A 25,869-nucleotide genomic window follows, 5' to 3' on the forward strand; every position below is an offset into this window, starting at 1 on the left:
CGAGCTTAGCTGCGCGTCTTCACCTCGAACTCGGCCGCGTCTCCCATATCTTCGGGAGACAGGCTCGGAGCCCGGCGATCGCGCGAGCTGAGGCGGAACACGTCGCGGATGTCCTCGACCGAGGTCGAGGAATAGGACTGGATGCAGAGCGCGACCTGCCCGGGCGAAGCGGCACGCATCAGCGCTTCGATCGCCGGGCGGTCGAGCGGCGTGTCATCCCAATGCGAGACCGCGATGCTGTCTTCGGTGACCCGGTGGGCGGCGAGATGTGCGGGCGAGTTCGCGACGAAGTGGCCGTACATCAGATATTCCGAGAACTTCTTCTTCCGGCACAGCGCCAGAACCCAGTTCAAGCCGGTCGCCGACTTGATGGCGGCGGTCATCGCGCGCGCGGTGTCCTTGTCCCAGACCAGCGCATTGCCGACATAATCGTCGGCGGGAAACGAGCGATCCTTGATACCGAGAAGCTGATCGACGGTGCGCAGCCACAGCCCGTGCAGCGGGTGGTCAGCGCGGATGTCCTTCGGCGTGACGAACAGAGGCGTCTTCTCAGCCCCGGCATATTGGCCGACGTCGAATTCGCGGAAGAACAGATTGTCCGAATCCAGGATGCAGACGCGCTGCTCGGGCGCATTGAGGACGCCGGCGATCTTCAGGATCTGCTGGATGTGCCAGCCATGCACCGGCGAGGACAGCAGCGACAGCCAGACGCGGCGCTTGCTGATGAACTGGAGCGCCGGCGGCAGCGCAAACAGCCATTTCGGCAAATAGCGCGAGGCCGGAACGATGACCCGCTTGTCGGAGGCGAAGCGCTCGAACAGCGGCACGTCTTCATCGTTAACGAGAACATAATGCCGCGTGTATCCCGAGAGCCAGGTGTCGATGCTCTCGCTGAGCAGCGAAAAGCGTTCGATATCCTTGGCATAGCTGGCGGTCAGCAGGGCAACGGAATGCATGGAGCGCGCTCAAATGGCCATCAGGCCGTACTCATAGCGGCGCGGATAGAGACTGGAAACTCTCAACCTGAATCAAGGTAAAGCGAAATGGAGCGCGACACGGGAAATCTAGCTTTTGGATTTCAGGCTTCTGATGTAGGCGACCGCTCGCTCCGCAATAGCCGGATCAAGGTCGGTTTCTCGGATTCTCCGTTCGATCAACTCCAGGTCCAACGGATGCGTCTCATGGATCGCGCCAACGAACTGCTTGTCCCTCTCATCCAATCTGGCGATTTTGGACACGACGAGGTCTTCCGGCGCAGGCGCCACGCCGATTACCGTCCGTCCTTCGACTTCGGTCTGCACTGTAACGGCGGTGCCGCCAGCCTCTCGGAAGCTTGGCCGTCGTCTCATCCACGCCGTCGATGTAGAAACCATGTGTTCGGTGAAAGTGGCTTTCAGATCCGAAAAGACCATCGATGTGCTCAGACGCAATAGGCTGCACACCGTCACGCGTGCGCTTGGCCTCCGTCATTTCCCAGACTTTCGCGTTTGCTGGAAACGCATCGATTTCCGGCGATTCCGTCGCCGCCTCCGGCGCGTCCGACATGGAAGCCAGAATCGCCTGGCTACCAACGATGAACACGGTGTCCGTCTTGAACTCCAAGGCAAGTGCCCTCACCACTCTGAGCAAATCCTCGAAATCGCGGAAGGGGCCACCAGGCATCACAGGCCTCGAGCAGAAGCGAGTTGAGTGCTCAAGCCGCGCTCGACGATTCTTCTCGCAGCCCTCCGTAGCCGGATCCTCGTGTCGTAATCGCCGAAATGAATGCCATCGGTGAGAAAGAACGGCGACGAATTGCGCAATCTGACCATCTCGCGATCGCGACTGATCAGTTTCACCGCCAACTCTCCAGTCGGAAGCGCCAGCAATTCCTGCCACTCCTGCACGAATGGCCAGTCGGTGAATTGGTCGGCCTGACGCGTGTGAGCTGCCTTGCCCTTGTCCACCAAAGTTGGGTCACGACGAAGTCTCCGCGCGATCAGCCGATGCATCATCAGCTTAGCGGTGTCGCCAACCACGCCTTCGTTCAATCCGTCACTCATCTGCTTGTCCGTGGACCGGACCAGAATATAGACAACCAACGCGAAACAAAAAAGAGCATAACTTCCAGATAGTTGCCACCTCGATTCCGGCAAGCCCTAATCCGACGGCAGTCCCTGCTCGATCCCGCGAAAGCGCAGCGGCGCCAGAGCCGAGGCGCGCTGCCACCAGTCGGCGACACGGTCGTCGAGCGCGGTCACACCACGGCCCTGGCCGGGGAAGATCCGGATCTGCTGCACCGCCTCGGCTTCGAACCCCCCGCCCCTGCGCGTGATCTTGAGGGCGGCGCCTTCACGGTCCCGCTGGGTCAGCGGCACCAACAGGCGGCCGCGCGGCCGAAGCGCCTCGAGCCAGAGCGGATGCGGATGCGAGAAGCCGGCGTGGATGATGATCACGTCAGCGCGCTCGCGGATCTCCTCACATCCGTCGCCATGGACCACCTCGACGTTATGATAAGTCTGAAGGAAACCTGCAGCGCGGCGCGCCAGACGCTCGTCGCATTCGATGGCGATCACCCTGCCCTTGGGTCCCACGATCTTCGACAACACCGCCGAGAAATAGCCGAGCCCGCAGCCGATCTGGACCACGCGGTGCTTCTCCTTGATGTCGAGCAAATCGATGAAATGCGCCCACAGGCTGGGCAGCCCGGTGTCGAGCTTGCGGCGCGCGTCGATTGCGACCAGCACGTTGTCATAGAGATGGACGGGATCGCCATCCGGCGTCAGCCGATAGCTGCGCGCCGCTTCACTCTTGATCCGCCAGGGCCCTCTCGGCAGAAAGTTTTCGCGCGGGATGGCGGCGAGCGCTTCGAGCAGGCGCTTTGAAGCAATCCGCTCGCGCTTTGCAATCCTCTCCACATAGCGCGCACGCGCGGCGGCAAGATCGCTCATGTCAGGGGTCGGCGCGTTCGCGGACCGGCGCGTCCGCACCGAGCTCGTTGACGAGCTGCACCGCCTGCTTCAGGTCCGGCGTGTAAAAACCCTCGCTGAACTTGCCGACAACGGGCACGAGCAGCAGACGCGCGTGCTCGCGCCTGCCGGCTTGATGTGACAGGTGCGCGAGGCTGACGGCGGTGCGAAGCTCCCAGGACAACGCGCCCTGCTTGCGCGCGATCTCCAGCGACAGCGCGAACAGATCACCCGCCTCCTGTGCCGAGGCCGGGTCGCCGTCCGACAGCGTGATCTCGCCCTGCAGGCGATAGACTTCGGCGAGATAGGAATGATCGCCGGTCCGCCGCGCGGTCGCGAGCGCACCATCGAGCGCGCGCAAGGCGGCCTCGCGCATCCCGACCTTGGCGTAGGCCTCCGCAAGCAGGCAGCGGAACCAGCAGCCGGCGAGCCAGGAATCCATCGCCTCATACTCGTCGAGGCCGAAGCGCATCTGGCTGAGGCCTTCATCGGCCTCGCCGAGTTGCGCCAGCGCCCAGCCGCGCAGGATCGCCGCCTGCTGCTTCCAATGCAGAAAATTATGCTCGGTGGCGATGATCATGGCGCGGTTGGCATGGTCGCGCGTGCCCTCGACGTCGCGCAAGTGCTGGCAGAGATACGCACCGAACACGAGCGCGAAGGCGAGCGTGAAAGGATGGCGGATCTTCTCGGCATTCGCGATCGCCTGCTCGCTGTGCTGGCGCGCCGCGTCGGGGCGGCCGAGGAACCACAGGAGGTAGCCGAGATAGGACAGCGAGACGACGCCGGGATCGATGCCGTGCCGCTCCATCAGATCGGAGTGGAGATCCGGGCTGTAGAGATTGATGCAGCGGTGCAGATGATGTTGGGAAGCGGCAAAGCGGCCGCGATAGAGCATGGTCATCGCGATCGAGCGGTGCGCCTCGATCAGATAGCCGGTCTGCTGCGCCGGCTGTGTCCGCTCGTTGAGCCGCTCGCGCTTGGCGAATTTCAACAGCTCGACGCTGAGATCGTGCGCGCGGGTGAGATCGGCGCGGATGAAGTGACAGACCCAGAGCCCGCGGGTGGCGGCAAAGATCTTTTCGTCGTCGTCAAGCTGCTGGCCGAGCTCGAGCGCGCGGATGTAGTTCTCCTCGACCTCCTGGACCGCGTAGCCCTTGGCGGCGATCAGCGCGTTGCCGAGCGCAATGCGCAGCTCGAGCTCCATTTCGTCGGCGCCCTGCATCCGCGCATTGGCCTGCACGACGCTGAGGCCGCGGCGCAGATGGCCGATCGCCTCCAGATTGGCGCCGGTCTTTGCCGCCTGCTTGCCGGCCTTGAGCCAGAAGCTCGCGGCGCCCTCGCTCTGGCCGGATTCAGTCATGTGATGGGCGAGCAGCTCCGGTTCGCGCTCGGTCTTCTCCGGATACATCTCGGCAAGCACCTGGGCGATCCGTGAATGCAGCTTGCGCCGCTCGCTGTGCAGCAGGCTCGCATGCGCGGCGTTCTGAATCATGACGTGCTTGAAGGAATAGAGCGCATCGGGCGGAAGACCGCGGCGCATGATCAGCCCGGCCTGCTCCAGATGATTGAGCGCCGCCTCGATCTGTTCCGCCGGCGTATTGGCGACCGCGTGCAGCGTCTCGTAGGAAAACTCGCGGCCGATGGTGGCGCCGATCTGCGCGATCCGCTTGAACGGCCCCATCCGGTCCAGCCGCGCCATCAGCGAGTCGGTCAGGGTTGCCGGGATCGCGAGCTGCCGCCACGGGCCCGACAGCACGTAGCGCCCTTGCCGCTCGGTCAGCAGGTTGGATTCGAGGACCGTCTTGGTCAGCTCCTCCAGGAACAGCGGCACGCCGTCGGTCTTGACGATGATCTCCTCGACGACCTCCTTGGGCAGCTCTCTGCCGGCGACGCGCTCCACCAGCGTGGCGCGCAGCTGCCGGCTCAGGCGGTTCAGCACCAGCGTCGTGATGTGCGAATGCGCGTTCCAGCTCGGCTGGAATTCGGACCGCGCGGTGATGATGACCAGGATCGGCCGGTTCTGCACCCGGTCGACCAGGAGGTCGATCACCTCGCGCGAGGTCGGGTCGATCCAGTGCAAATCCTCGAACGCGATCACCAGCGGCATCTCGCGCGCAAGGCCGAGGAAGTGATTGACCAGCGCCCCGACGGTCGCATCCTTCTGCTGCTGCGGCGACAGCTCGAGCCGCGGATAGCGGTCGCCGGTCGGTATCGACAACAGCGCGGCAAACAGCGGCGTGACCTGCTCGATGTCGCCATGAGCGGCGGCGATCGCGCTCTCCAGGCCCGCCAGCGACAGCGCGGACGCATCCTCGCGGTCGAGGCCGAGGTAGAATTTGAGCTGCTCGGCGAACGGATAGAACGCGGTGGACGTGTAATAGGGCGAGCACTGGAACGAGACCTGTCCATGCCGGTCGCCCGATATCCGCTCGAAGATTTCCTGGATGATGCGCGACTTGCCGATACCGGGCTCGCCGAACTTGACCACGACCTGGCCGTCACCATCCTTGGCCTGCTCCCAGCGGCCCATCAACAGCGCGATCTCCTCCTCGCGGTTGACGAGCGGCGTCAATCGCGTGCCCATGGCGGCGGCGAAGCGGGTCTCCACCCGCGAGGCGCGCACCACGTGCCAGGCCTGCGTCTTCTCGGATATCCCCTTCAAGGCATGGACCCCGAGATTGCGGTAGTCGAACTTCCCCTTCAACAGCGACTGGGTCGATGAGGAAATCACCACGCCGTTAGGCGGCGCGAGGCCCTGCAGGCGCGCGGCGAGATTGACGGTTTCTCCGACCGCGGAGTCGCGCTCTTCGGTGCCCTGCCCGACGAGATCGCCGACCACGACGAGGCCGGTCGCGATCCCGATGCGGACGGCGGGTGAGTGGCTGAGCCCACCGCGCAGCTCGGTCGCGCGTGCGCTCGATAGCAGCCGCACGATCTCGAGCCCGGCGCGCACCGCACGTTCGGCATCGTCCTCATGCGCGGTCGGATAGCCGAAATAGACGAGGATACCATCGCCGACGAAACGGGCGGCAAAGCCCTCGTAATGCTTGACCACACGGACGCAGGTTTCGCGGAAGCTCGCGATCATGTCGCGAACGTCTTCCGGATCGAACTGCACGGACAGCGAGGTGGAATCCACCATGTCACAGAACATGGTGGTGAGCTGACGCCGTTCAGCGCCGACCTCCGTGCGCGTTGGCGGCACCATTGTCGCGGGCGCCTCGGCCGTTTCCGCCTGGAACAGCGCCGCCATCGCCCGCTGCAGCCGCTTGCGATCGCCGAGCGGCAATCCGAGCTCGACCAGATCGGATTCGGTCAGGTCACCCATGACGTCGAGATCGAGACGGTGCTGTACGAAGAGATCGGTGTAGTGGCCGAGGCCGACGCCCTCGAGCCAGCGCTTCAGCTCGCCTTCCCTTTCCGTGTCCGGCCCATTCTCCAGCATGGTGATTTCTGCCCGACCATAATTCCGTCGAAGGGCTTAGGGCCCCTCAACCACAGATTTTGGGGCCAAAACTTCACCTCAGACTGGACGCGTTCCCTGACTTCTTGGAAGAATAGCTCAATCGGATCAAAAGGGAACGGAATTGTCGGACGTCACACTCCCAGCCCCGGAGGAATCAAGCGGCACGGCGGCCGAAACGAAGACATTCGTCCATATCGGCGGCCTGCTCGATTTCTACGCCCGCAAGACGCCGGCGGCGCCCGCCCTCCTCGCCCCGGGTCGGCCCGTCCTCAACTACGGCGCGCTTGGCGAGGTGACGCAGGATCTCGTCGGCACGCTGCGCCGGCTCGGCATCACCTCTGCCGACCGGATTGCGGTTGCGCTGCCGCGCGGCGCCGACAGCGCGCTGGCGCTGATCGCGGTTGCCTCGAGCGGCGCCTGCGTCCCCGTCAATCCCGATCTGACCGCGGACGAGCTGCAGCGTTATTTCAGCGAACTGAAGCTGACCGCGCTCGTGACCCGGGCCGACATGAACTCGGCAAGCCGCGACGTCGCCAAGGCACTCGATATCGCGGTGATCGATTTCGTGCCGGGACCGCAAGACAATCTGGGCGGCGGCAAATTCATCGGTCCGACGGTCGGGCCGGCGGCGACCGGCGGCGCCTCGCGCGGCGACGACGATGCGTTCATCCTGTTGACGTCAGGCACGGCGGCGCGGCCGAAAATGGTACCGCTGACGCATCGCAATGTATGCCTGTCTGCCTACAATGCCGGCCACGTGCTGTCGCTTTCGTCCCGCGATCGCCTGCTCAACGTCCTGCCGCTGTTTCACGCCCACGGCCTGATCTCCGGCCTTTTGACGGCGCTGGCCGCGGGCTCCAGCGTGATCTGCACCGACGGTTTCGATGCACCGTCCTTCTTCGGCTGGATGCGGGAGCTGCAGCCCACCTGGTACACGGCGGTGCCGACCATCCATCGCGCGCTGCTGACGGCGGCGGAATCCGACCCGGACCGCGCCCGATCGTCGTCGCTGCGCGTGATCCGCTCGGCCTCGGCCTCGCTCGCGCCCACGATCCTCCAAGGACTGGAGGCGACGTTCGGCGTTCCCGTGCTCGAGACCTACGGCATGACCGAAGCGGCCTCGCAGATCGCGGCCAATCCGTTCGAGCAACGCAAGGTCGGATCGGTCGGGCGCGCCGCCGGCCCCGAGATCGCGATCATGGACGAGACGGGCCGCGCGCTTGCGAGCGGCGAGCGTGGCGAGATCATGCTGCGCGGACCGAACATGAGCCGCGGCTATTATAACGACGAGGCGGCGACAAAGGCCGCCTTCCGCGACGGCTGGTTCCGGACCGGCGATCTCGGCTATCTCGACGCGGACGGCTATCTCTTCATCGTCGGCCGCATCAAGGACGTCATCAACCGCGGCGGGCAGAAGATCTCGCCGCTGGAGGTGGAAGAGGTCCTGCTCAGCCATCCGGCGGTGCTGGAGGCCGGCGTATTCGCCGTCCCGCACGAAAAGCTCGGCGAGAACGTCGCCGCCGTCGTGGTGCTGCGACCGGATGCGGAGGCGACCTCGGATCAGCTGCGCCAGTTCGCGCGCAAACGGCTCGCGGCCTACAAGGTGCCGAGCTTGATCCGCAGCGCGGCAGCCCTGCCGAAAGGCGGCAGCGGCAAGGTCAAGCGCAACGCGCTGGCCGAGCTGATCGCCAAGCCGGAGAACGGCGACGAGGCACGGCTGCCACGCAACGCGCTGGAGACACAACTCGCCGCGATCTGGGCCGGCCTGTTGGAGCTGCCGCAGGTCGGAATCGATCAGGACGTCTTCGCGCTCGGCGCCGATTCGCTCGCAGTGACGCAAATGCGCTCTCGCCTGCGCGAACGCTTCAACGTCGACTTCTCATTCGAGGACATCTTCGATTGCGCCACGGTCGTCGCGCTTGCAGCCCGGATCGACACCGCCGCAAGCCGGCACGGGGCGACACTGCCGGCCTGGCGGCAGGCGATGGAAGCAGACGCGCTGCTCTCGTTCCAACAGCAGAGGATGTACGTGCTCTCGCGGCTCGATCCGACGCGCTACAATTACAACGTCGTCGAAGTCGCGGTGCTCAAGGGCCAGATCGACGTCGCCGCGCTTCAGGCGAGCCTTGCCGCGATCAGCGCACGCCACGAGGCGCTGCGCTCGGTCGTCGTCGAACGACGGGGCGAGCCGGCGCAGCTCGTGCTGCAATCGCCGCCGCGGCTCAAGCGGGTCAAGCTCAAGCCCTGTCCTGCCGACAAGCGGACCGCAGTGATCAGGCGCGAGGCGCTCAAGCTCGCGCAATACAAGTTCGATCTGGCGCACGAGCCGCCGCTGAAAGTCACCCTGCTGTCGTTCGACAAGACGAGCCATGCGCTGGTGGTCAATGTCCATCACCTCGTCACCGACGGCTGGTCGCAACGCCTGTTCTGGGAGGAGCTTGCCGCCCACTACGCCGCCGCTCACAAGAAGAGCGTGGCGGCATTGCCTTTGCCCGCTTTTCAATATCGCGACTTCGCGCTCTGGCAGCAGAGCTGGGCGCAGACGCCAGCAGCCAAGGACCAGCTCGACTATTGGCGAGGCCAGCTCGACGGCGTCACCACGCTGCCGCTTCGGACCGACCGGCCAAGGCCGGAGGTCTGGAGCGGTCACGGCGCCCGCCACTATCTCGAATTCTCCAGGACGCTGTCGGCCGAGCTTCGCACCTTGAGCCAGAACCAGGGCGTCACGCCCTTCATGACGCTGCTCGCGGTCTTCCAATGCCTGCTGTACCGCCACACTGGGCATGAGGACGTCGCGACGGGATCGCTGATCGCCAATCGCAACCAGATCGAGAGCGAGCGCCTGATCGGGCTGTTTGCCAACACCCTGATCCTGCGCAACGATTTTAGCGGCGACCCGAGCTTCAGCGAGATGTTGCGGCGGGTCCGGCAGGTCACGCTCGATGCCTACCGCAACCAGGACCTTGCGATCGAGGAGGTGTTGCGCGCATTGCAGATCGCACGCCGCAGTGACGGCAATCCGCTGTTCCGGATCATGTTCATCCTCCAGAACGCCTCGATCGAGGCGGCACGCTTTCCCGGCCTCTCGACGCGGCGGCTGGAGATCGATCCGAAAGTGGCGCGCTTCGACATCACGCTCGAGCTGGTCGAGGCCGACGGTCGCTTCACCGGCTTCTTCGAATACGCCACCGACCTGTTCGACGCCGCGACGATCGACGGCATGGCGGCACAGTTCAAGTCTCTGCTGAAGGCCGTCATCGCCAATCCGGAGCAGCGCATCTCGCGCCTGCCGCTTCTCAACGAGGCCGAGCGCCGGCAATTGCTGACGACAGGCCGGGGCGTGCCGGCCAATTTCACCACCCGCGGCAATGTGAGCGAACGCTTCGACCGCCAGGCCAGGACAATACCGAACGCCATCGCGGTGACGGATGGACACACCACCCTGAGCTATCGCGAACTGGCGCGCCGCAGCCGGTCGGTTGCGCGCTGGCTGGTGCGCGAAGGCGTCGGTGCCGAGAGCGTGGTGGCCTTGCTTGCGGATCGCGGCCCCGACCTGCTCGCCGCGATGATCGGCGTGCAGCGCGCGGGCGCGGCCTTCCTCAATCTCGATCCCGATCAGCCGCCGGCGCGGCTCACGACCATTCTCGGATCGAGCTGCGCCCGCATGCTGCTGACCAGCCGCGCGCGGTCACCCATGGTTGCCGCGCTGCTCGAACCGCTGGTCGAGCGCATCCCGGTGGCTGAACTCGAAGATGCGATCGCCTCGGGATCGACCAAGCCGTCCCGCGCCGTACGGCACACAGCCTCTAGCCTCGCCTATCTCATCTATACGTCCGGCTCCTCCGGCGCGCCGAAGGGCGTCATGATCGAGCAGCGGGGCCTGTCGAACCATCTGGCCTCGCTGATTGCCGAGCTCGGCCTCTCCGCCAGGGACGTGATTGCGCAGACCGCGCCGCAGAGCTTTGTCATATCGGTTTGGCAGTTCCTGGCGGGGCCGATGGTCGGCGCGCGCGTGCATGTCTGCGACAACGCGATCGTGCAGGACCCGATCCTGCTGGCACGGGAGATCGAACGCGAAGGAATCACGGTGCTCGAGATCGTCCCATCGCTTTTGCGCGTCATCGTCGAACGGATGAACGAGGCGCAGGTCCGGCGCGCCTTTGCGAGATTGCGCCTCCTGATCTCGACCGGCGAGCCGCTGCCCGTCGAGCTCTGCCGGGCCTGGTTCGCCCGTTGCCCAAAGGTGCCGCTGATCAACGCCTATGGCGCGTCGGAATGTTCCGACGACGTCTCCCTGCATCGCCTGACCAAAGCGCCGACGACCGCGACGAGCAACGTTCCGGTCGGCGCGCCGCTGCCGAACACCCAGGTCTACGTGCTCGATGCCAATCTCCAGCCGCAGCCGGTCGGCGTGACCGGCGAGCTCTGCATCGGCGGCGCCGGAATCGGCCGCGGCTATGTCAACGATCCCGCGCAGAGCCGGCAGCGCTTCCTGCCCGATCCGTTCTCGCGCCAGGCAGGCGCTCGGCTTTACCGCACCGGCGACCTTGCCCGGCGCCGTGCCGACGGGACGATCGAATGCCTCGGCCGCGCCGACCATCAGGTCAAGGTCCGCGGCTACCGTATCGAGCTCAAGGAGATCGAGAACGCGCTAGCCGACCATCCGGGCGTGCGGACCGGCATCGTCGAGCCGCGCCGCGAGGCGAGCGGCGACGTCAGGCTGATCGCCCATATCGTCGCAAAGCCCGACAGCCGGATCAGCGCCAGCGAGCTGCGCGAATTCCTGAAGAGCCGGTTGCCGGGCCACGCCATCCCGTCCGCATTCCTGTTCCTGGATCACGTGCCGCTCAATGCCCATGGCAAGATCGACCGGTCCGCACTGCTGGCGCCGACGCAGCAGGAGGCGCCCGGACCGGACGCGCCCGTGCCGGCGCGGCGCTTTACTGAAAAGGTGCTGTCCGACATCTGGATCGACCTGCTCAAGGTGGAAAGCCTGGGTGTCACTGACAATTTCTTCGACCTTGGCGGCCATTCGCTGCTGGCGGGCCAGGCGATGGCGCGTATCGCCCGCGCGCTCGGCGTGTCGCTGCCGATCAAGACCATCTTCGAGGCACCGACGATCGAAGGGCTTGCCCGCCGGGTCGACCAGGCCATGGCGGCGACGCCGCGCAAGCCTGCCGCAAGCGTGACAAGCCCGGCCAAAGCGAGCCTGGCCGACAGCGGCGGACCAACGCTCTCGATCGCGCAGGACCAGATGCTGCGGATCGAGCAGAACCTCCCGGGGTTGCCGCTGTTCAACCTGCCCTTCGCGTTCCGTCTGCAGGGTCCGCTCGATGCGGCCGCCCTGGCACAGGCGATCGAGGACGTCGTGCGCCGGCACGAATCGCTGCGGACCGCGTTCGGCTGGAACGGCGAGGAGCCCGTCAGCCGCATCGCCGCACCCGGCACCCTCGGCCGTGTCCTGACCATCGAGACGATCGGCGACGGTCATCCCCACGCCAACAAACGGCGCAAGGCACTGGAGCTCCGGAAGATCGATCTTCTGATCCAACAGGAGACCTCTACGCCCATCGTCACGACGCGCGCGCCGCTGCTCCGCGCCCGGCTGTTGCGGCTCCATGACGACGAACATGTGCTGCTGCTGACGCTGCATCATGCCATTGTCGACGGCTGGTCGATCGGCGTGCTGTCCGAGGAATTGTCCAGCCGCTATGCGGCGCTGGCCGGATATCAGTCGGTACCGCTACCGAAGCCGCCCCCGGCCTTTTCCGACGTCGCACGCTGGCAGCGCTGGTGGTGCGGCACGGACGCCGCCCGCCGGCAGGCGGCCGACTGGACGGAGAATTTGCGCGGCGCGGTGTCCGTTTTCGACGGCGAATCAAGCCCGGGCGCGTCGACCGGGCATCATCCGGTGAATCTGGATCGTGAGCTGATCAGCCGGCTCACGGTGTTCGCCGGCCGGCACAATGGCACGCTGTTCATGTGCCTGCTCACCGGTCTGAAGGCCCTGCTGCTGGCCCGGACGGGTCGCACCGACATCTCTATCGCCACCGCCATGGCCAATCGCGCCCACCCGGACACCGACCGAATCGTCGGCCCGTTCGAGAACACGGTGATCGTCCGCACCAAAATCACGCCGGAGCTGTCGTTCACGCAGGCGCTAGCGCGGGTACGCCAGAGCGTGCTCGACGCGCATGCGCGGCAAGAGCTGCCCTTCAACATCCTGGCCGACCATCTGGAGCGGGAGGGCATCGATCCGGCCTCGCTGCTCCAGGTCTATTTCACGCTGCAAAATCCGCTGCGCCAGCCGCTCGATCTCCCGGACCTCGCGACAGGATCGATCGGCAACATCGCACGCGAAGGCCAGCCGGTGCTGCCGATCGACCAGACCTGGCTGTCGCTGATGCTCAAGGAGCGCCCGACCGGCATCACCGGCTCATGCAATTACAAGCTTGAGCTGCTCGACGGCCGCAGGGTCGGCGCGTGGATGGAGGATCTCGTTGCGCTGCTGGGGGCCGCCGTCGCCCAGCCCAACACGCCGCTCGACGGATTACTCGCGCGCAACGCGGCGTGAGCGGAGGACATCGCGGACGAATACGGGTTCACTCGTCAAAGCTGTGCATGACCAAGTTGCATCTTGATTATTTGGCGCCGTCGCGCAAGATTATTCCCGCGTTTTGATTTGGACGATTATTTTCCACCGGGGGAGTGTTATGGGTTTCATCAAATTTACAAAGGGCACGTCGTTGAGCGACAAGGACCGCAAGGCCCTCCAGAAGCTGCTTGGTGCCGAGAAGAAGAAGCTCCAGTCCGCGCTGAAGGACGTCGACGCCAGCCTTTCGGTGCTTGGCGGCTCGAAGAAAGCCAAGAAGAAGAAGAAGAAGTAAGATTCGTCGGCCGGGACGCCGTACGAATCTTTAGGGCTTCACTTTTCGGGGATGGGCCGCTCGCGTGTCGAGTTGGGGTCTCGCACAAGCTTGCGCCTGTAAACCGGCCTGCAAATCGACAAGAATTCGCCCGGGTGGACCGCTAGAAGCGGTCCGCTTGATTGATTCTTGCTCAGTTGTTTCTTCCGTCGGGACCGGGGATCTGCCTTCGGCCTGACGCAAAAGGCCCAATTGATGGCGGACGACAGAATTGAACTCTTTGTCGGACTGATCGAGTCCATCGACGCGCCGGGCGCGGTCGAGGCGTGTCGACGGCTGCTCTCGGTCGACGAACGGGTCCGGGCCGATCGCTTCATGTTCGAGCGGCATCGGCGGCAGTATATTTTCGCACATGCGATGCTGCGCCTGGCGCTGTCGCAGATCGCCTCCAACGTCGCGCCGTCCGACTGGTCCTTTGCAGCCGGCCGCTATGGGCGGCCGTTTGTCGCAGCACCCGCGACCTCGAGCGCGCTGCATTTCAGCCTCTCTCATGCCGACGGCTGCGTCGCCTGCGTCGTGTCGAGACATGAGTCCGTCGGCGTCGACGTCGAAACCGTGTCGCGGCGGGTGGCGCCGCTATCCACCGCGCTTCGCTTCTTTGCGCCGGAGGAGGTCGAAACGCTGCGCGGACTGCCGGAGCCCGCGGCGACCGAGCGCTTCTTCGACTATTGGACGCTCAAGGAAGCCTATCTGAAGGCCAGGGGCTTTGGGCTCAATCTGCCGCTCGACGCCTTCGCGATGCAGGTCTCGCGCGAGGCCATCGAGATCAGCTTCAAGCCCGATATCGCCGACGATCCCGACGGCTGGCGCTTCTCGCTGTGCTCGCCCTCACCCTCGCATCGCCTCGCGATCGCCGACGGCTCCCGTGCGGACGGTGGCCTTCCCATCAGTCGCAATGCCTGGCCGCTCCAGGAAGCGGCTGAATGACGCAGCCGCGGCTGCGCGTCTTTCCCGCGATTTCACGCAACCGCGACGCCGGAAAATATGTCGGCGAGCTGATGCGGGTGGCGCAGTTCGCCGACCGCAACGGATTCGAAGGCATATTGCTGTTCGAAGGCAACGACGTGTTCGTCGAGCCCTGGGCCATGGCCCAGCACGTCATGGCTGCGACGACGCGATCTTCGCCGCTAATCGCCGTCAATCCGGTCTACATGCACCCGTTCACGGCGGCGAAATTCGTCTCGTCCCTGGCGCAGCTTCACGGCCGCAAGGTCTATCTCAACATGATCACGGGGACCGCGGTCAGCGACTTGCAGGGGCTGGGCGACGACCAGTCGCATGCCGACCGCTATATCAGGCTCGGCGAATTCGTGGGGCTGATGCGGCAGTTGCTGGCAAGCCCGCGGCCGGTGAATTTCGAGGGCCGCTTCTACCGTGCGCACCATCTGCAGCTTCGCCCGCGCCTGCCGGCGGAGCTGATGCCCGAATTCCTGATCGCAGGCCAATCCGAGGCGGCCCAGCGCGTGGCGAAGGAGACCGGCTGCATCAAGATGCAAATGCTGCCGCCCGATCTCGATCGCGGCCTCAGCGTATCAGGCATGAATTTCGGCATCTTCGCCCGCGAGGGACGCGAGGAGGCGCGGCAGGCCGCGAAGCTGCGTTTCCGCGACAACCCTGACGATCGCGAGCTTCTCGTGCTCACCATGGAGAACACCGATTCCGTGTGGAAGCGGCACCTCTATGCCGGCCAGAGCGGCGAACTCGGGGACAATGGCTACTGGCTGCTGCCGTTCCTGACCTTCCAGGCCGACTGCCCCTATCTCGTCGGCAGCTACCGGGAGATCGGCGCGAAGCTGAAGGACTTTGCGGCCAAGGGCCTGACCACTGTCATGCTCGACATGGTCGCCGACGAGGCCGAGATGCAGCACGTCTGCAAGGCGCTCGCGGCAAGCGGGATGTTTTGAGGACGGATCCTGTGCCTCCACATCGTCATTGCGAGGAGCCCTTGCGACGAAGCAATCCAGACTGGTGCCGCGGAGAGATTCTGGATTGCTTCGCTTCGCTCGCAATGACGGAGGATGGCGGTCTATTCGGCGAACCTCACCGCGCCTCTTCGAATCCGGCCAGCACCGAGGTCAGGTTCGCGCCCAGAATATCCGAGAGATAACCGCCCTCCTGCACGAACACGGTCGGCAGGCCCATCCTGGCGATGGCCTGGCCGATGCGCCGGAAGCCGGGCGTGGTGACGGCCAATCCCTTGAGCGGATCGTGCTCGGAGGCGTCCAGGCCGAGCGCGATCACGAGGGCACCGGGGGAAAAGGACTCGATCGCCTTGCGCGCCACGTCCATCGCCTGGATGTAGCCGTCATCACCGGTGCCGATGGCGAGCGGAATGTTGAGATTGGTGCCGAGGCCGGGTCCCTCGCCGCGCTCATGGGCATAGCCCCACACATAGGGATAGTAGGCGATGGGATCGGCATGGATCGACACCGTGTAGACGTCGGGCCGGGCGTAGAAGATGCCTTGCGTGCCGTTGCCGTGATGGACGTCGACGTCGAGGATCACGACGCGCTCGTGCTTCTGCCGCAGATGCGCCGCGGCGATAGCGCTGTTGTTGAGGAAGCAGAAGCCGCCGGCCATGTCGCGATAGGCGTGATGACCGGGCGGACGACAGAGCGCATAGGTCGCATCCTCACCATCCATCACCATCTGCGCGGCGGTGACCGCAACGTCGGTCGCAGCACAGGCCGCAGCCCAAGTGCCCGGACCGATCGGCGCCGCGGTGTCGGCGGTGTGCCAGCCGAGCTTGCCGACGATGTGGGTCGGGTAGGTCGCAGCGTGGCGCACCGGATGGATGTTGCCGATCATTTCGGGGCCGGAATCGCCGAGCGCGGTCCAGGCGTCCCAGGCTTCGCTCAGGAACGACAGATATTCCGGGCTGTGAATGCGCGCGCGAGGCCCCTGCCCGAATGTGGTCGGCTCGACCAATTGATGCTTGCCGTCCTTCAACCCCTTCAGCAGGCGGTCGGCGCGCTCCGGCTGCTCGGTGGTGCGTTTGACGACGCCGCGAACCAGGAAGAATTGCGGATCGTGGCTGCGGTGCAGTTCGGTATGGACGGCTTTCACTCAAACACTCCGTGGTCGCGTGCTCACAGACGTCTTGATCGCTGCGGCGGCCAGATGCAAGCAAGAAGAATGCCGTCTCGCCCTGCGGCGGAAGCAGATCGCCCTCGGCTCAGCAGCGCCCGCGCTGGAGGCAGTGCTCGCGACCCGGTTGATCGGCGCGGAAGGACTCGATGAAGCCACCCTGACGCTGGGTGACGAAGACGGTCTTGCCGTCGCTGCCACCGAAGGCGAGGTTGGTCGGCTCCTTGGCCTTCAGCGCGATCTCCCGCTCGACCGCGCCGTTCGGCTTCATCAGCGCAATCGTGCCCTTGAGAATGCGCGCAACATAGAGCCGGCCGATGACGTCCGTGCGCAGCCCGTCGACGGTGTCGGGCTGAAACGCCTTGACGAGCTTTGCACCGGTGAGCTCGTTGCCGTTGATCGCATAGGACCAGATCTGGCCGCTGCTGGATTCCCCGACATAGAGCGTCTTGCCGTCAGGGCTGAGATCGATGCCGTTGGTGGTGCCCATTGCGCGCGGCGCCGACATGATCTGCCCCTGCACCGTGCCGTCGGCGGCTTTCGCGATCCGCCAGATATGGCCTTCGCGGCCCTTCCAGTTCGGATCGCTCGCATAGATCGTGCCCTCGCGTGCAATCGTAATGTCGTTGGGCTGGTTCATCTCGTCGGAGTGAAACCAGAGAGACGGCTCGGTCGCCCCCTTCGCAATCGCGAAGATGTTGTGCTTCTTGTAATCGGCGATGAACATGGTGCCGCTGCGGTCGAAGCGGATGGCGTTGCCGACACTGCCATCGGGCAGCGCCGTGAACGGCTCCGACGCGGTGGCGCCGGCTGGCAGCCGGCCGATGGTGCCGGGCTTGCCGAGATTGACCACGAACAAATTGCCGTCGAGGTCAGCCGCGGGGCCCTCGATGCCGAAGGTATATTCGCCGGGAGGCGTCACCTGCGCGCTCTCGAATAGTTTCGTCTCTGCCTGGGCGGATGCCGTCGCAACGGCGAGTAGGACGCTACTGCACAGGCACCAGAAACTCCTGCCGGATGTAATAGCCATCGCCGTCGGTGCACTCGCCATTCAAATAGGGATCGGCAGGCCGGAAGAATCGGCTGAAGCCGGGTTTGTCTACAGCGCTCCTTTGTGTCACGACAACGACCTTCGCAGCCGGTATTTCGCCGCATTCCTTGCTGGTTTTGCCAAAGAATTTGCGCTGCGGCGGGCCCAGCTTGATCCGCATCCGCGTGCCCGGAACCATTGTCGCGACGAGCAGATCCGCGGTGTCCAGCAGGCGTTTGTAGCCAGGCTCGATCTTCGGCAGGCTCTCGCCGCCCGGCGGCATCAGCTTCTCCGCGCCGAGACCGCGCAGTCGCGTGCGCAGCTTGCCGGCATCGGGATCGCCCGGATAGATCCAGCCGTCCTGCGACAGCATGAAGCGGAGCACCGCCGCGTCCTTCTCCGCCTCCGATTGGCTGCCCTTCAAACCGAAATCGGAATGGCAGCCGACGCAATGCTTCTCGACGAGGCCTTTGCGCAGCGTGGTCAGCCGGGCGCTGTTCTGCGCATCCGCGGCGACGAAGGCCGCGAGCTGATTGATCATCGCCTGGCTGCGCATGTCGCACGGCAGCGGCTGTGGCGGATCACCCGCGGCACGATCGATGCGGATCACGGTCCGGTTCTTGTCCTCGACCAGCCAGATCGCGCCGTCTTCCGCGACCGTCATGCCGACCGGCGCACCTTGCGGCCGCGCGCCGTTGACGCGGTGCCAGCCTGCGATCAGCTCGTCGAACGGCGCGGCGGCGACCTCGGCGGCGTCTGTCTGAAAGCTGCGCGCCGGATCGGCGGCGCAACTGACGCGGTAACGCACCGGCGCCGGGGACGGCTTGGGGAAACCGCGATCGTCGACGTCGTAGACGAGGACACGGCTGCCGGTCGGACGATAGCCGTGGAGGCCGACCAGCAGCTTGCCCTCCAGCTCCGGAAATTTGCCACCGTGATAATAGAGCATCGCGAGCGGCGCGCCGTGCGGCGGCATCAGCGAGAGCGGCGGCTTGTAGAGCGCGTTGGCCGTGCAGAGCGATTTGTAGAGCCCACCTTGCAGCACGTTCCTGAATTCCGGGCTCGGCGTCGACAGATCGTAGCAATAGGGCCAGCCATAATGCCTGCCCTGCTCGATCGCGTTGATCTCCTCGTTCGGCTTGAAGATGTCGGGCAAGTCGCGGCTGTTCTCGCCCTGCAGGAAGGCGTAGCCGGCCTCGGGAAACTTCGGATGCAGCGCCAGCGCCATCGAGTTGCGCAAGCCCCGCGCATAGACGGTGTGCGGCGGATCGGCATCGCCAGGCTTCAGCGCCGGGAAGACGCCACCCGTGGGCGGCGTGAACAGCCAGATCGCTGCCATCGCGGAAGCGCCCTCGGCCGCCGCGCAAGGCTTTGTGATCGGCGCCGGCGTGATGCAGTCGTCGCTGTGCGAGCCGACATTGACGAATAGCCGCCCGTTGCTGTCGAAGACAAACTGCTTGAGCGGATGCGCGCTCTCCTGGAGCCTTGTCCCGTCGGGCAGCGTGATCCGGCGGCCCGGCATATGACGGATGATGGTCTCGACGGCGCCGCGCGGATTGTCGGCGAGCGGGTCGAACCGGAAGATGGTCTCGGCGGTCGAGGCGTAGAGTTTTTTGTCCGGGCCGATGGCCAGGCCGAACGGATATTCGATTCCCGTCAGAAGCTCCCTGAACCGTTGGCCCTGGGCCGCGCGCGGGTCGAGCAGCAGCAGCCGTCCGTCGGTGTGGCCCCAGCCGCCCATGTCGGCCACCACGAACAGCTCCCGGCCCGGCACCTGAACAATCGCGCGCGGGAATTTCAGGCCATCCTCTTCGCTGGCGACGAGGCCGGCGCAAAATCCGGCCTTCATGTCGATCTGGATCCTGGGAAAAGCGAGATCGCCATTGCCGCAGGTTTCCGCGCCGACCGCATAGCCGCTGCGGCGGAGCGGCTCCGATGACGCCGCCGAGGCGAGCCCAAGCAGGACCGCCAACATCCCCGCACATGCGCGCAGGCTTCGGCGTCCACGCCTGGTTGTGAAGTAGCTCACGGCGGCCCCCAAGATTTCCCGCGAAACAGCTGTTTCATGCCGTCCGAACGCCGTCCAGCCGAACATCACTCGCCTGTGATTAAACCTGTAACGACCTCTGAGCCGACCAATATCCGTAGATTCCCTTACCGGGCTCGACCCGAATGTTTCGCGAAGGCTTCGGGTGGTATCGATTTGCCATCCAAGTTACTCCCGCCAGGAGGCGCATATGGTCCAGGTCTATTTTCACTGCTCCAACACCGAGGGCACGCTGATCGACCGCTACGGCGCCGCCGTCTCCAATCTCACGGAGGCGCGCGACCGTGCCTCCCAGATCATGAATTCGATGATCCAGACGCCCGGCGCTGAAGACTGGCGCGATTGGGTGATCCATGTCAGCGGCTCCGACGGCGAGGATCTGTTCGATCTTCCCTTCACCGCCATGCTCGGCAAGCCGCATTGAGGTGATGTCATGTTGCTCGCTTCACTGAGCCTGTTCCGCCAGCCCGTGAACTTCGTCGCCGCCAAATGGCAGACGCTGATCAGGGTCGCGGGCGACCCCTACCGCCCGGAGCTGCACTACATGCGCGGGCCGGGCCCCAAATGGCGCGCCAAGTATCAGGCCAGCCGGCTGAACCGCTCGCTCTGAGCGCTGAGGCCTCGCGGCTTCCAATCTCCGTCTCTCCTTCGTCATGGCCGGGCTTGTCCCGGCCATCTACGTTTTGGGGCGTGGGCCAAAGACGGATGCCCGAGGCAAGCCCTGGCATGACGAGCAGGGCAAGCGTGCCCCACCTCACCTCCCCGTAAATCTCGCCTTGCGCTTCTCCACGAAGGCGTTGCGCCCCTCAAGGGCGTCGGCGCTCTTGCGGATCACCGCCTGGAGTTCGATCTCGCGGCGGAACTGCGCCTCGTAGGTCGCATGCTCGCTCTCCTCGACGAGCAGGCGCGTTGCCACCAAAGCGCGGGTCGGTCCCTCGGCGATGCGGCGCGCCAGACCCAGCGCCTCGTCCATCAGCTTTGCATCCTCGACGACCTGCCGCACCAGGCCGATCTCCTGGGCGCGTTCGGCCGTCAGCGGCTCGTTCAGCAGCATCAGCTCGAGGGCGCGCTGGCGGCCGATCAGCCGCGGCAACAGCCAGGTCGAGCCGAGATCCGGCACCAGCGCGATGCGGCTGAACACCTGGATGAAGCTCGCCGACCGCGCCGCCACGATCATGTCGCCGGCCATCGCCAGGCTGAAGCCGCCGCCGGCCGCGACGCCGTTAACGGCGACGACGACGGGCACGCGGCATTCCCGAAGCGCCTTGAAGGCGGGCCAGTAGAACCGCATGACGCCGGCAGCAAGATCCTCACCCAGCGCTTCCGAGGCCTTCAAATTCTGTCCTGAGCAAAAGCCGCGCCCCGCGCCGGTGAGGATCAGGGCTCGAATACCCTCGTCCTGCGACATCTCGCCGATGGCGGCGGCGAGCGCACCGAGCAGGTCCGGCGTCATCGCATTCAGGCTCGCCGGCTCGTCCAGCGTCAGGATTCCGACCGCGCCATCCCGCGCCTGTTTCACACCAGCCATGTCGCGTCTCCCTTTGGATTTTCTCGTTGGCGGCAATGTGCCATCCTTCGCAACATCAGCCAATGCCGAGCTTCCGCGCCAGCACAGCAACGCCAGAACAACAGAGATCAAGACGACATCATGCCTCATCAGTTCAGCCTCAACCAAACCATCCGCAAACCCGCCGTCAGCTCCAAGGGCGGCATCGTCGCCTCGCAATCGCGGCGGGCGGCCGAAGTGGGCGCGCAGGTGCTGGCGGCGGGCGGCGACTGCGTGGACGCGATCGTCGCAACCACCATGGCGCTGAATGTGGTGGAGCCCTGGAACAGCGGCATCGGCGGCGGCGGTGCAATGGTGCTCTACCGCGCCAAGGAAAATCGTTACGAGGTGATCGACTACGGCATGTGTGCGCCGCAGAGCCTGCGCGTTGCCGACTATCCGCTCAGCGGCGAAGGCGCTGCGTCCGATCTCTTCCCCTGGCCGCGGGTGAAGGACGATCGCAACATCCACGGCCCCGGCTCGATCGCCGTGCCCGGCGTCGTCGCCGGGATGGAAGAGGCGCACCGCCGCTACGCCAAAATGCCGTGGAAGGATCTGGTCGCGCCGGCAGCCAGGCTCGCCGGCGAAGGCCTGCTGGTCGATTGGTGGACCACGGTGACGATCTCGGGCTCGGCCGCCGATCTCAGGCGCTATCCCGCCAGCGCGGCGGCGTTCCTGAAGGATGGGCTGCCGCCGAGCGCGCCATGGGGCATCAAGGCCGAGACGCGACTGCCGCAGGACACGCTGAAAGCGACGCTGTCGCATCTCGCCGAGGCCGGACCGCGCGATTTCTACCAGGGCGATCTCGCCAGGAGCATCGCCTCCGACATCAAGGCCGATGGCGGTTCGCTGTCGGTCGAGGACCTCGCCGCCTTCCGCGCGCATCTGCGCGAGCCGCTGGCGATCCCGTATCGCGGCGGCAAGGTCTATGCGACGCCTGAGCTCACGGCCGGGCCCACCATGGCGCACGCGCTGCGCCTGTTGCAGCAGAGCTTGACGCCGGCAAGCGCGCCGGACGCGGCTGCCTATGTCGAATATGCGCTCGCTCTGCAGGCGGCCTTCCGCGAGCGGCTCAAGGACATGGGCGATGCCGACGGCAAACGCTCGCTCGGTGCCGAATATCTGGCTCCCGCCTGCACCACGCATTTCTCCGTGGTCGACCGCCACGGCAACATCGCCGCGGTGACGCAGACGCTGCTCTCGTCGTTCGGCTCGAGATATGTGACGCCGCACACCGGCATCACCATGAACAACGGCATCATGTGGTTCGATCCGACGCCGGGCACCACCAATTCGCTCGCGCCCGGCAAGCGCTGCCTCTGCAACTACACGCCCGTCATCGCCGAGACTAAGGACGGCAAGCGGCTCGCGGTCGGCGCCTCCGGCGGCCGCCGCATCCTGCCCTCGGTGATGCAGCTCGTCTCCTTCGCAATGGATTTCGGCATGGGCCTCGATGCCGCCATCCACCAGCCGCGCATCGACGCCAGCGAGGGCGCGGTGGTGATCGGCGATGCTCGCTTGCCGGAGGACGTGCGCAAGACGCTGGGCTCGCGCTTCGACTATGAAGAGACCCGCGTGCAGACGCTGCCGCAAAAATTCGCCTGCCCGAGCGTGGTGATGCGCGAGGGCGACACGAATTTTGGTGCGGTCGAGATCTTCCAGCCCTGGGCCGACGCGGTGGCGGAAGCCTGAGCGCATCGATCAATGCGGGATTGTGCCAGCGCGCGTTGAGTTCTCGCGCGATTACGCATCTGCGCGAGCGTCACGACTCCTCCACATTCGCAGGGAACTTACCTACCGGCCGTTCGTTGATTGAATGGACAAGTGCGCTCGCCCCAGTGGAGGACATATGAAGAAACTTGCGCTCGCCGCGTCGCTGATCCTTGCAGCCGGATTCACATTCACCAGTCCTGCCCTGGCCAAGGGCGGGCATGGTGGTGGACATGGGCACGGCCATGGTCATGGTCATTCGATGGGCCATCATTACCACGGCTCACCACCCGGATGGTCGCGCGGGCGCAAGGTCGGCTGGCGCGGTCACGGGTGCCCGCCCGGCCTGTGGAAACAGGGCCGCTGCTGACGTCCTATATCTATCTATGATGCAAGGCGTCGCTCCTGACCGGGCGGCGCCTTCTTCACATGCCGAGCCGGTCCCGTATGCGGCCGGCGATCACGGCGGTCGTCACACCCACCGGCCAGAAGGCGTGCATCGGGATCGGCTTGATGCCCGTGATGGGCATGTCGATCTCCGCCTTGGCCCCGCCGATCAGCCGACGCGCGAGCTGCGCGCCCATCGCGGTCGCGAGCGCGACGCCGCGGCCGTTGCAGCCGAGCGAGATCAGGATGCCTTCGGCCGGCTCATGCACATGGGGGTAATGATCCGCGGTGATGGCGAGCCGGCTATTCCAACCGTGAGTCCAGGCAACGCCTTTCAACTGCGGCCATAGCCGCTCGGCATAGCGCATGAGATAGGCGACGTCGTACGGCGACTTGATCCAGCGCATCGGGCCGCGGCCGCCCATCAAGAGGCGATTGTGCTGGTCGATGCGGTAATAGACGGTGATGTGGCCGCTCTCGTAGAGCACGGACCGCGTCGGCATGATCGCGCGGGCCGCCGCATCGGAGAGCGGCGCCGTGGCCGCGATCGAGGAGAACACCGGCACGATTGTGCGGCGGAGCGCCGGCCAGAGATCGTCGGTAAAACCGTTGGTGGCGAGCAGGACCTTGTCGGCATGAACCACCGCCCGCGGCGTCTCGATGCGCCAGCGGCTGCCATCGCGGCGCAGTGACAGCGCCGGCGTCTCGCCGTGCACCTTCGCGCCGGCCGAGACCGCGGCGCGTGCGAGACCACGGGCATAACTGAGCGGATGCAGATCGCCGCCGCGCGCATCCAGCATGGCGCCGATGTAGCGGTCGGTGCCGGTCATCTCGCGGAGCTGCTCGCGGTTCAGATATGTCACTGGCATGCCGCGGCGGATGCATTGCTGAGCGGTCGTCTTGATCGCGGCAGCGCTGGCCTCGTGATAGGCCGCGCGCAGCGTACCGTTCTGACGTGCCTCGCACGGGATCTGGTAGCGGCGGATCAGATCGTGCGTGAAATTCGTGGTGCCGTAGGCGAACTCGATCATGCGGCGGCCGAGGTCTGCGCCGAAGTCCGCCTCGATCTGATCAGGATCGTGCTTCAGGCCGGGATTGGTGTGGCCGCCATTGTTGCCGGACGCGCCCCAACCCGGCTCCTGCGCCTCCAGCACCAGCGCCTCGACACCCTGCTCCGCCAGATGCAACGCCGTGGACAGGCCGGTGTAACCACCGCCGACGATCGCGACCGAAACATTCCTGTCCGTATCGAGCGGCGGCGTGGCGGCCGGCGCGACGGCGGTGTCGGCATAGAGCGAGGGCGGCAGAGGCAGGCGCGCAGGCATGGCAAAGACCAATCAAAGCGGATGCAGCACACGCCGCAAAAAATCCTGCGTGCGCGGATGCTGGGGCTGGTTTAGCAGCGCCTTGGCCGGCCCCTGCTCGACGATGACGCCGCCGTCAATGAACAGCACGCGGTCGGCGACGTCGCGGGCAAAGCCCATCTCGTGAGTGACGACGACCATGGTCATGCCGTCGTCGGCGAGCTTGCGCATCACGCCGAGCACGTCGCCGACGAGTTCGGGATCGAGCGCCGAGGTCGGCTCGTCGAACAGGATCGCCTTGGGCTGCATGGCGAGCGCCCGCGCGATCGCGACGCGCTGCTGCTGGCCGCCGGAGAGCTGCGGCGGATGCGCATCGGCCTTCTCGGCAAGCCCGACCTGGACAAGCAATGCGCGGCCGCGCTCCAGCGCCTGGGCACGCGGCTCCTTCTTCACAAAGAGTGGCCCCTCGATCACGTTCTCCAGCGCCGTCCGGTGCGGAAACAAATTGAAGCGCTGGAACACCATCGAGACCTGGGTGCGGATGTTCACGATCGACGGCGCATCGCGATCGACTTTCAGGCCCTCAACGCTGATCTCGCCGCGGTCGTAGCTTTCGAGCCCGTTGATGCAGCGCAGGATGGTGGACTTGCCGGAACCGGAGGGACCGACGATGCAGACCACCTCGCCCTTCTGCACGGAGGCCGTGATGCCCTTGAGCACCTCATTCTCGCCAAAGCTCTTGTGGACGTCTTTCAGCTCGATCATCGCTTGCCGGCCCGCTTCTCGAAGTGACGAACCAGCAGGATCAGCGGAATGCTCATGGTGAGGTACATCAGCGCCACAAGCGTGAACACGCTGGTGTTCTTGAAGGTCGAGGACGCGATCAGCTTGCCCTGCAACGCGAGCTCGGCGACCGTGATGGTGGAGGCCTGCGAAGAGTCCTTCAGCATCATGATCAGGACGTTGCCGTAAGGCGGCAGCACGATGCGCACCGCCTGCGGCAGCACCACGCGGCGCATGGTTAGCCACCAGCCCATGCCGATCGACTGCGCCGCCTCGATCTGGCCCTTGTCGATCGCCTCGATGCCGGCGCGGAAGTTTTCCGCCTGATAGGCCGAATAGGCGATGCCGAGCCCGAGGATCGCAGCCTGCAAGGCTGACAGCGTGACGCCGAGATCGGGCATCACGAAGTAGAGATAGAACAAGAGCACGATGATCGGGATGCCGCGGATCACATTGATCAGGCTGGCGCTGATCATCGACAGCGCCTTGATGCCGGACACCCGCATCATCGCCCAGATCAGGCCGAGCACCGTCGAGAGCAGCAGCGAGCCCACGGTGACGACGATCGTCAGCGCGACGCCGTTCATCAGGATCGGGAAGAACTCGACGGCGTCGCGCCAGAAGCCTTTCATCGG

At 65.4% G+C, this 25,869-nt stretch carries 20 protein-coding genes; 8 read left to right on the forward strand and 12 right to left on the reverse strand.

Annotation, left to right across the window (positions count from 1 at the left end; translation table 11 throughout):
- Nucleotides 1–5: 5 nt before the first annotated feature.
- The 5 genes from GGD66_RS38935 to GGD66_RS38955 form a co-directional block, all read right to left on the reverse strand.
- Complete coding sequence (locus GGD66_RS38935; protein ID WP_092253871.1) at nucleotides 6–956, reverse strand: DUF6492 family protein; 951 nt, start codon at nucleotides 954–956, stop codon at nucleotides 6–8.
- A 108-nt stretch (nucleotides 957–1,064) separates the two neighbouring features.
- On the reverse strand, nucleotides 1,065–1,412 hold the full coding sequence (locus tag GGD66_RS41880) for a DUF6036 family nucleotidyltransferase (protein WP_244550628.1): 348 nt from the start codon (nucleotides 1,410–1,412) through the stop codon (nucleotides 1,065–1,067).
- Between the two features lie 249 nt (nucleotides 1,413–1,661).
- Entirely contained in the window at nucleotides 1,662–2,042 is a 381-nt protein-coding gene (locus tag GGD66_RS38945; RefSeq protein ID WP_183261881.1) for a hypothetical protein, read from the reverse strand.
- A 96-nt stretch (nucleotides 2,043–2,138) separates the two neighbouring features.
- The gene (locus tag GGD66_RS38950) at nucleotides 2,139–2,930 is read right to left on the reverse strand and encodes a protein-L-isoaspartate O-methyltransferase (RefSeq protein WP_092253873.1); all 792 of its coding nucleotides are present in this window, start codon (nucleotides 2,928–2,930) and stop codon (nucleotides 2,139–2,141) included.
- Between the two features lies 1 nt (nucleotide 2,931).
- The gene (locus GGD66_RS38955) at nucleotides 2,932–6,393 is read right to left on the reverse strand and encodes an AAA family ATPase (protein WP_183261883.1); all 3,462 of its coding nucleotides are present in this window, start codon (nucleotides 6,391–6,393) and stop codon (nucleotides 2,932–2,934) included.
- A 142-nt stretch (nucleotides 6,394–6,535) separates the two neighbouring features.
- On the opposite strand from GGD66_RS38955, the gene GGD66_RS38960 reads away from it, so the two are divergent.
- The 4 genes from GGD66_RS38960 to GGD66_RS38975 all read left to right on the forward strand — a co-directional run bounded on the left by GGD66_RS38960 (nucleotide 6,536) and on the right by GGD66_RS38975 (nucleotide 15,244).
- Entirely contained in the window at nucleotides 6,536–12,988 is a 6,453-nt protein-coding gene (locus GGD66_RS38960) for a non-ribosomal peptide synthetase (protein ID WP_183261885.1), read from the forward strand.
- Nucleotides 12,989–13,127: 139 nt separating this feature from the next.
- Nucleotides 13,128–13,301 carry a hypothetical protein gene (locus GGD66_RS38965; protein WP_183261887.1) on the forward strand — a complete coding sequence of 58 codons (174 nt, stop codon included), beginning with the start codon at nucleotides 13,128–13,130 and terminating at the stop codon, nucleotides 13,299–13,301.
- A 234-nt stretch (nucleotides 13,302–13,535) separates the two neighbouring features.
- Nucleotides 13,536–14,267, forward strand: a complete 732-nt coding sequence (locus GGD66_RS38970; protein WP_018316960.1) for a 4'-phosphopantetheinyl transferase superfamily protein — start codon at nucleotides 13,536–13,538, stop codon at nucleotides 14,265–14,267.
- Nucleotides 14,264–15,244 (forward strand): LLM class flavin-dependent oxidoreductase, encoded by a 981-nt coding sequence (locus GGD66_RS38975; protein ID WP_183261888.1) that lies wholly within the window; start codon nucleotides 14,264–14,266, stop codon nucleotides 15,242–15,244. The genes GGD66_RS38970 and GGD66_RS38975 overlap by 4 nt, the downstream gene beginning before the upstream one ends.
- Nucleotides 15,245–15,380: 136 nt before the next feature.
- On the opposite strand, the gene GGD66_RS38980 is transcribed toward GGD66_RS38975, so the two are convergent.
- From GGD66_RS38980 to GGD66_RS38990, 3 genes are all read right to left on the reverse strand, one after another.
- Nucleotides 15,381–16,406, reverse strand: coding sequence for a histone deacetylase family protein (locus tag GGD66_RS38980; RefSeq protein ID WP_183261891.1), 1,026 nt, complete (start codon nucleotides 16,404–16,406; stop codon nucleotides 15,381–15,383).
- Between the two features lie 109 nt (nucleotides 16,407–16,515).
- Nucleotides 16,516–17,457, reverse strand: a complete 942-nt coding sequence (locus tag GGD66_RS38985) for an SMP-30/gluconolactonase/LRE family protein (RefSeq protein ID WP_018316957.1) — start codon at nucleotides 17,455–17,457, stop codon at nucleotides 16,516–16,518.
- Entirely contained in the window at nucleotides 17,414–19,432 is a 2,019-nt protein-coding gene (locus GGD66_RS38990; RefSeq protein WP_210321807.1) for a sorbosone dehydrogenase family protein, read from the reverse strand. Before GGD66_RS38990 ends, GGD66_RS38985 begins: the two co-directional genes overlap by 44 nt.
- A gap of 262 nt (nucleotides 19,433–19,694) precedes the next feature.
- Between GGD66_RS38990 and GGD66_RS38995 the strand changes: the two genes are divergently transcribed.
- Nucleotides 19,695–19,928 (forward strand): DUF6894 family protein, encoded by a 234-nt coding sequence (locus GGD66_RS38995; RefSeq protein ID WP_018316955.1) that lies wholly within the window; start codon nucleotides 19,695–19,697, stop codon nucleotides 19,926–19,928.
- A 9-nt stretch (nucleotides 19,929–19,937) separates the two neighbouring features.
- Nucleotides 19,938–20,114 carry a hypothetical protein gene (locus GGD66_RS39000; protein WP_018316954.1) on the forward strand — a complete coding sequence of 59 codons (177 nt, stop codon included), beginning with the start codon at nucleotides 19,938–19,940 and terminating at the stop codon, nucleotides 20,112–20,114.
- A 144-nt stretch (nucleotides 20,115–20,258) separates the two neighbouring features.
- Here the strand turns inward: GGD66_RS39000 and GGD66_RS39005 are convergent, their stop codons facing one another.
- Complete coding sequence (locus GGD66_RS39005; protein ID WP_183261895.1) at nucleotides 20,259–21,032, reverse strand: enoyl-CoA hydratase-related protein; 774 nt, start codon at nucleotides 21,030–21,032, stop codon at nucleotides 20,259–20,261.
- Nucleotides 21,033–21,152: 120 nt separating this feature from the next.
- Here GGD66_RS39005 and GGD66_RS39010 point away from each other — a divergent pair, with 120 nt between their 5' ends.
- Both GGD66_RS39010 and GGD66_RS41885 read left to right on the forward strand, forming a co-directional pair.
- A complete protein-coding gene (locus tag GGD66_RS39010; protein WP_183261897.1) occupies nucleotides 21,153–22,742 on the forward strand; it encodes a gamma-glutamyltransferase family protein in 1,590 nt (529 codons plus the stop codon).
- A 157-nt stretch (nucleotides 22,743–22,899) separates the two neighbouring features.
- Complete coding sequence (locus tag GGD66_RS41885) at nucleotides 22,900–23,130, forward strand: hypothetical protein (protein ID WP_179734483.1); 231 nt, start codon at nucleotides 22,900–22,902, stop codon at nucleotides 23,128–23,130.
- Between the two features lie 55 nt (nucleotides 23,131–23,185).
- On the opposite strand, the gene GGD66_RS39020 is transcribed toward GGD66_RS41885, so the two are convergent.
- From GGD66_RS39020 to GGD66_RS39030, 3 genes are read right to left on the reverse strand one after another with little or no spacing between them, the layout of a single operon-like run.
- Nucleotides 23,186–24,472 carry an FAD-binding oxidoreductase gene (locus GGD66_RS39020; protein ID WP_183261899.1) on the reverse strand — a complete coding sequence of 429 codons (1,287 nt, stop codon included), beginning with the start codon at nucleotides 24,470–24,472 and terminating at the stop codon, nucleotides 23,186–23,188.
- A 12-nt stretch (nucleotides 24,473–24,484) separates the two neighbouring features.
- Nucleotides 24,485–25,216 (reverse strand): amino acid ABC transporter ATP-binding protein, encoded by a 732-nt coding sequence (locus GGD66_RS39025; RefSeq protein WP_183261901.1) that lies wholly within the window; start codon nucleotides 25,214–25,216, stop codon nucleotides 24,485–24,487.
- Nucleotides 25,213–25,866, reverse strand: a complete 654-nt coding sequence (locus GGD66_RS39030) for an amino acid ABC transporter permease (RefSeq protein WP_183261903.1) — start codon at nucleotides 25,864–25,866, stop codon at nucleotides 25,213–25,215. Before GGD66_RS39030 ends, GGD66_RS39025 begins: the two co-directional genes overlap by 4 nt.
- Nucleotides 25,867–25,869: the final 3 nt, after the last annotated feature.

The sequence above is a fragment of the Bradyrhizobium sp. CIR48 genome (genome assembly GCF_014198315.1).
Lineage (GTDB): Bacteria > Pseudomonadota > Alphaproteobacteria > Rhizobiales > Xanthobacteraceae > Bradyrhizobium.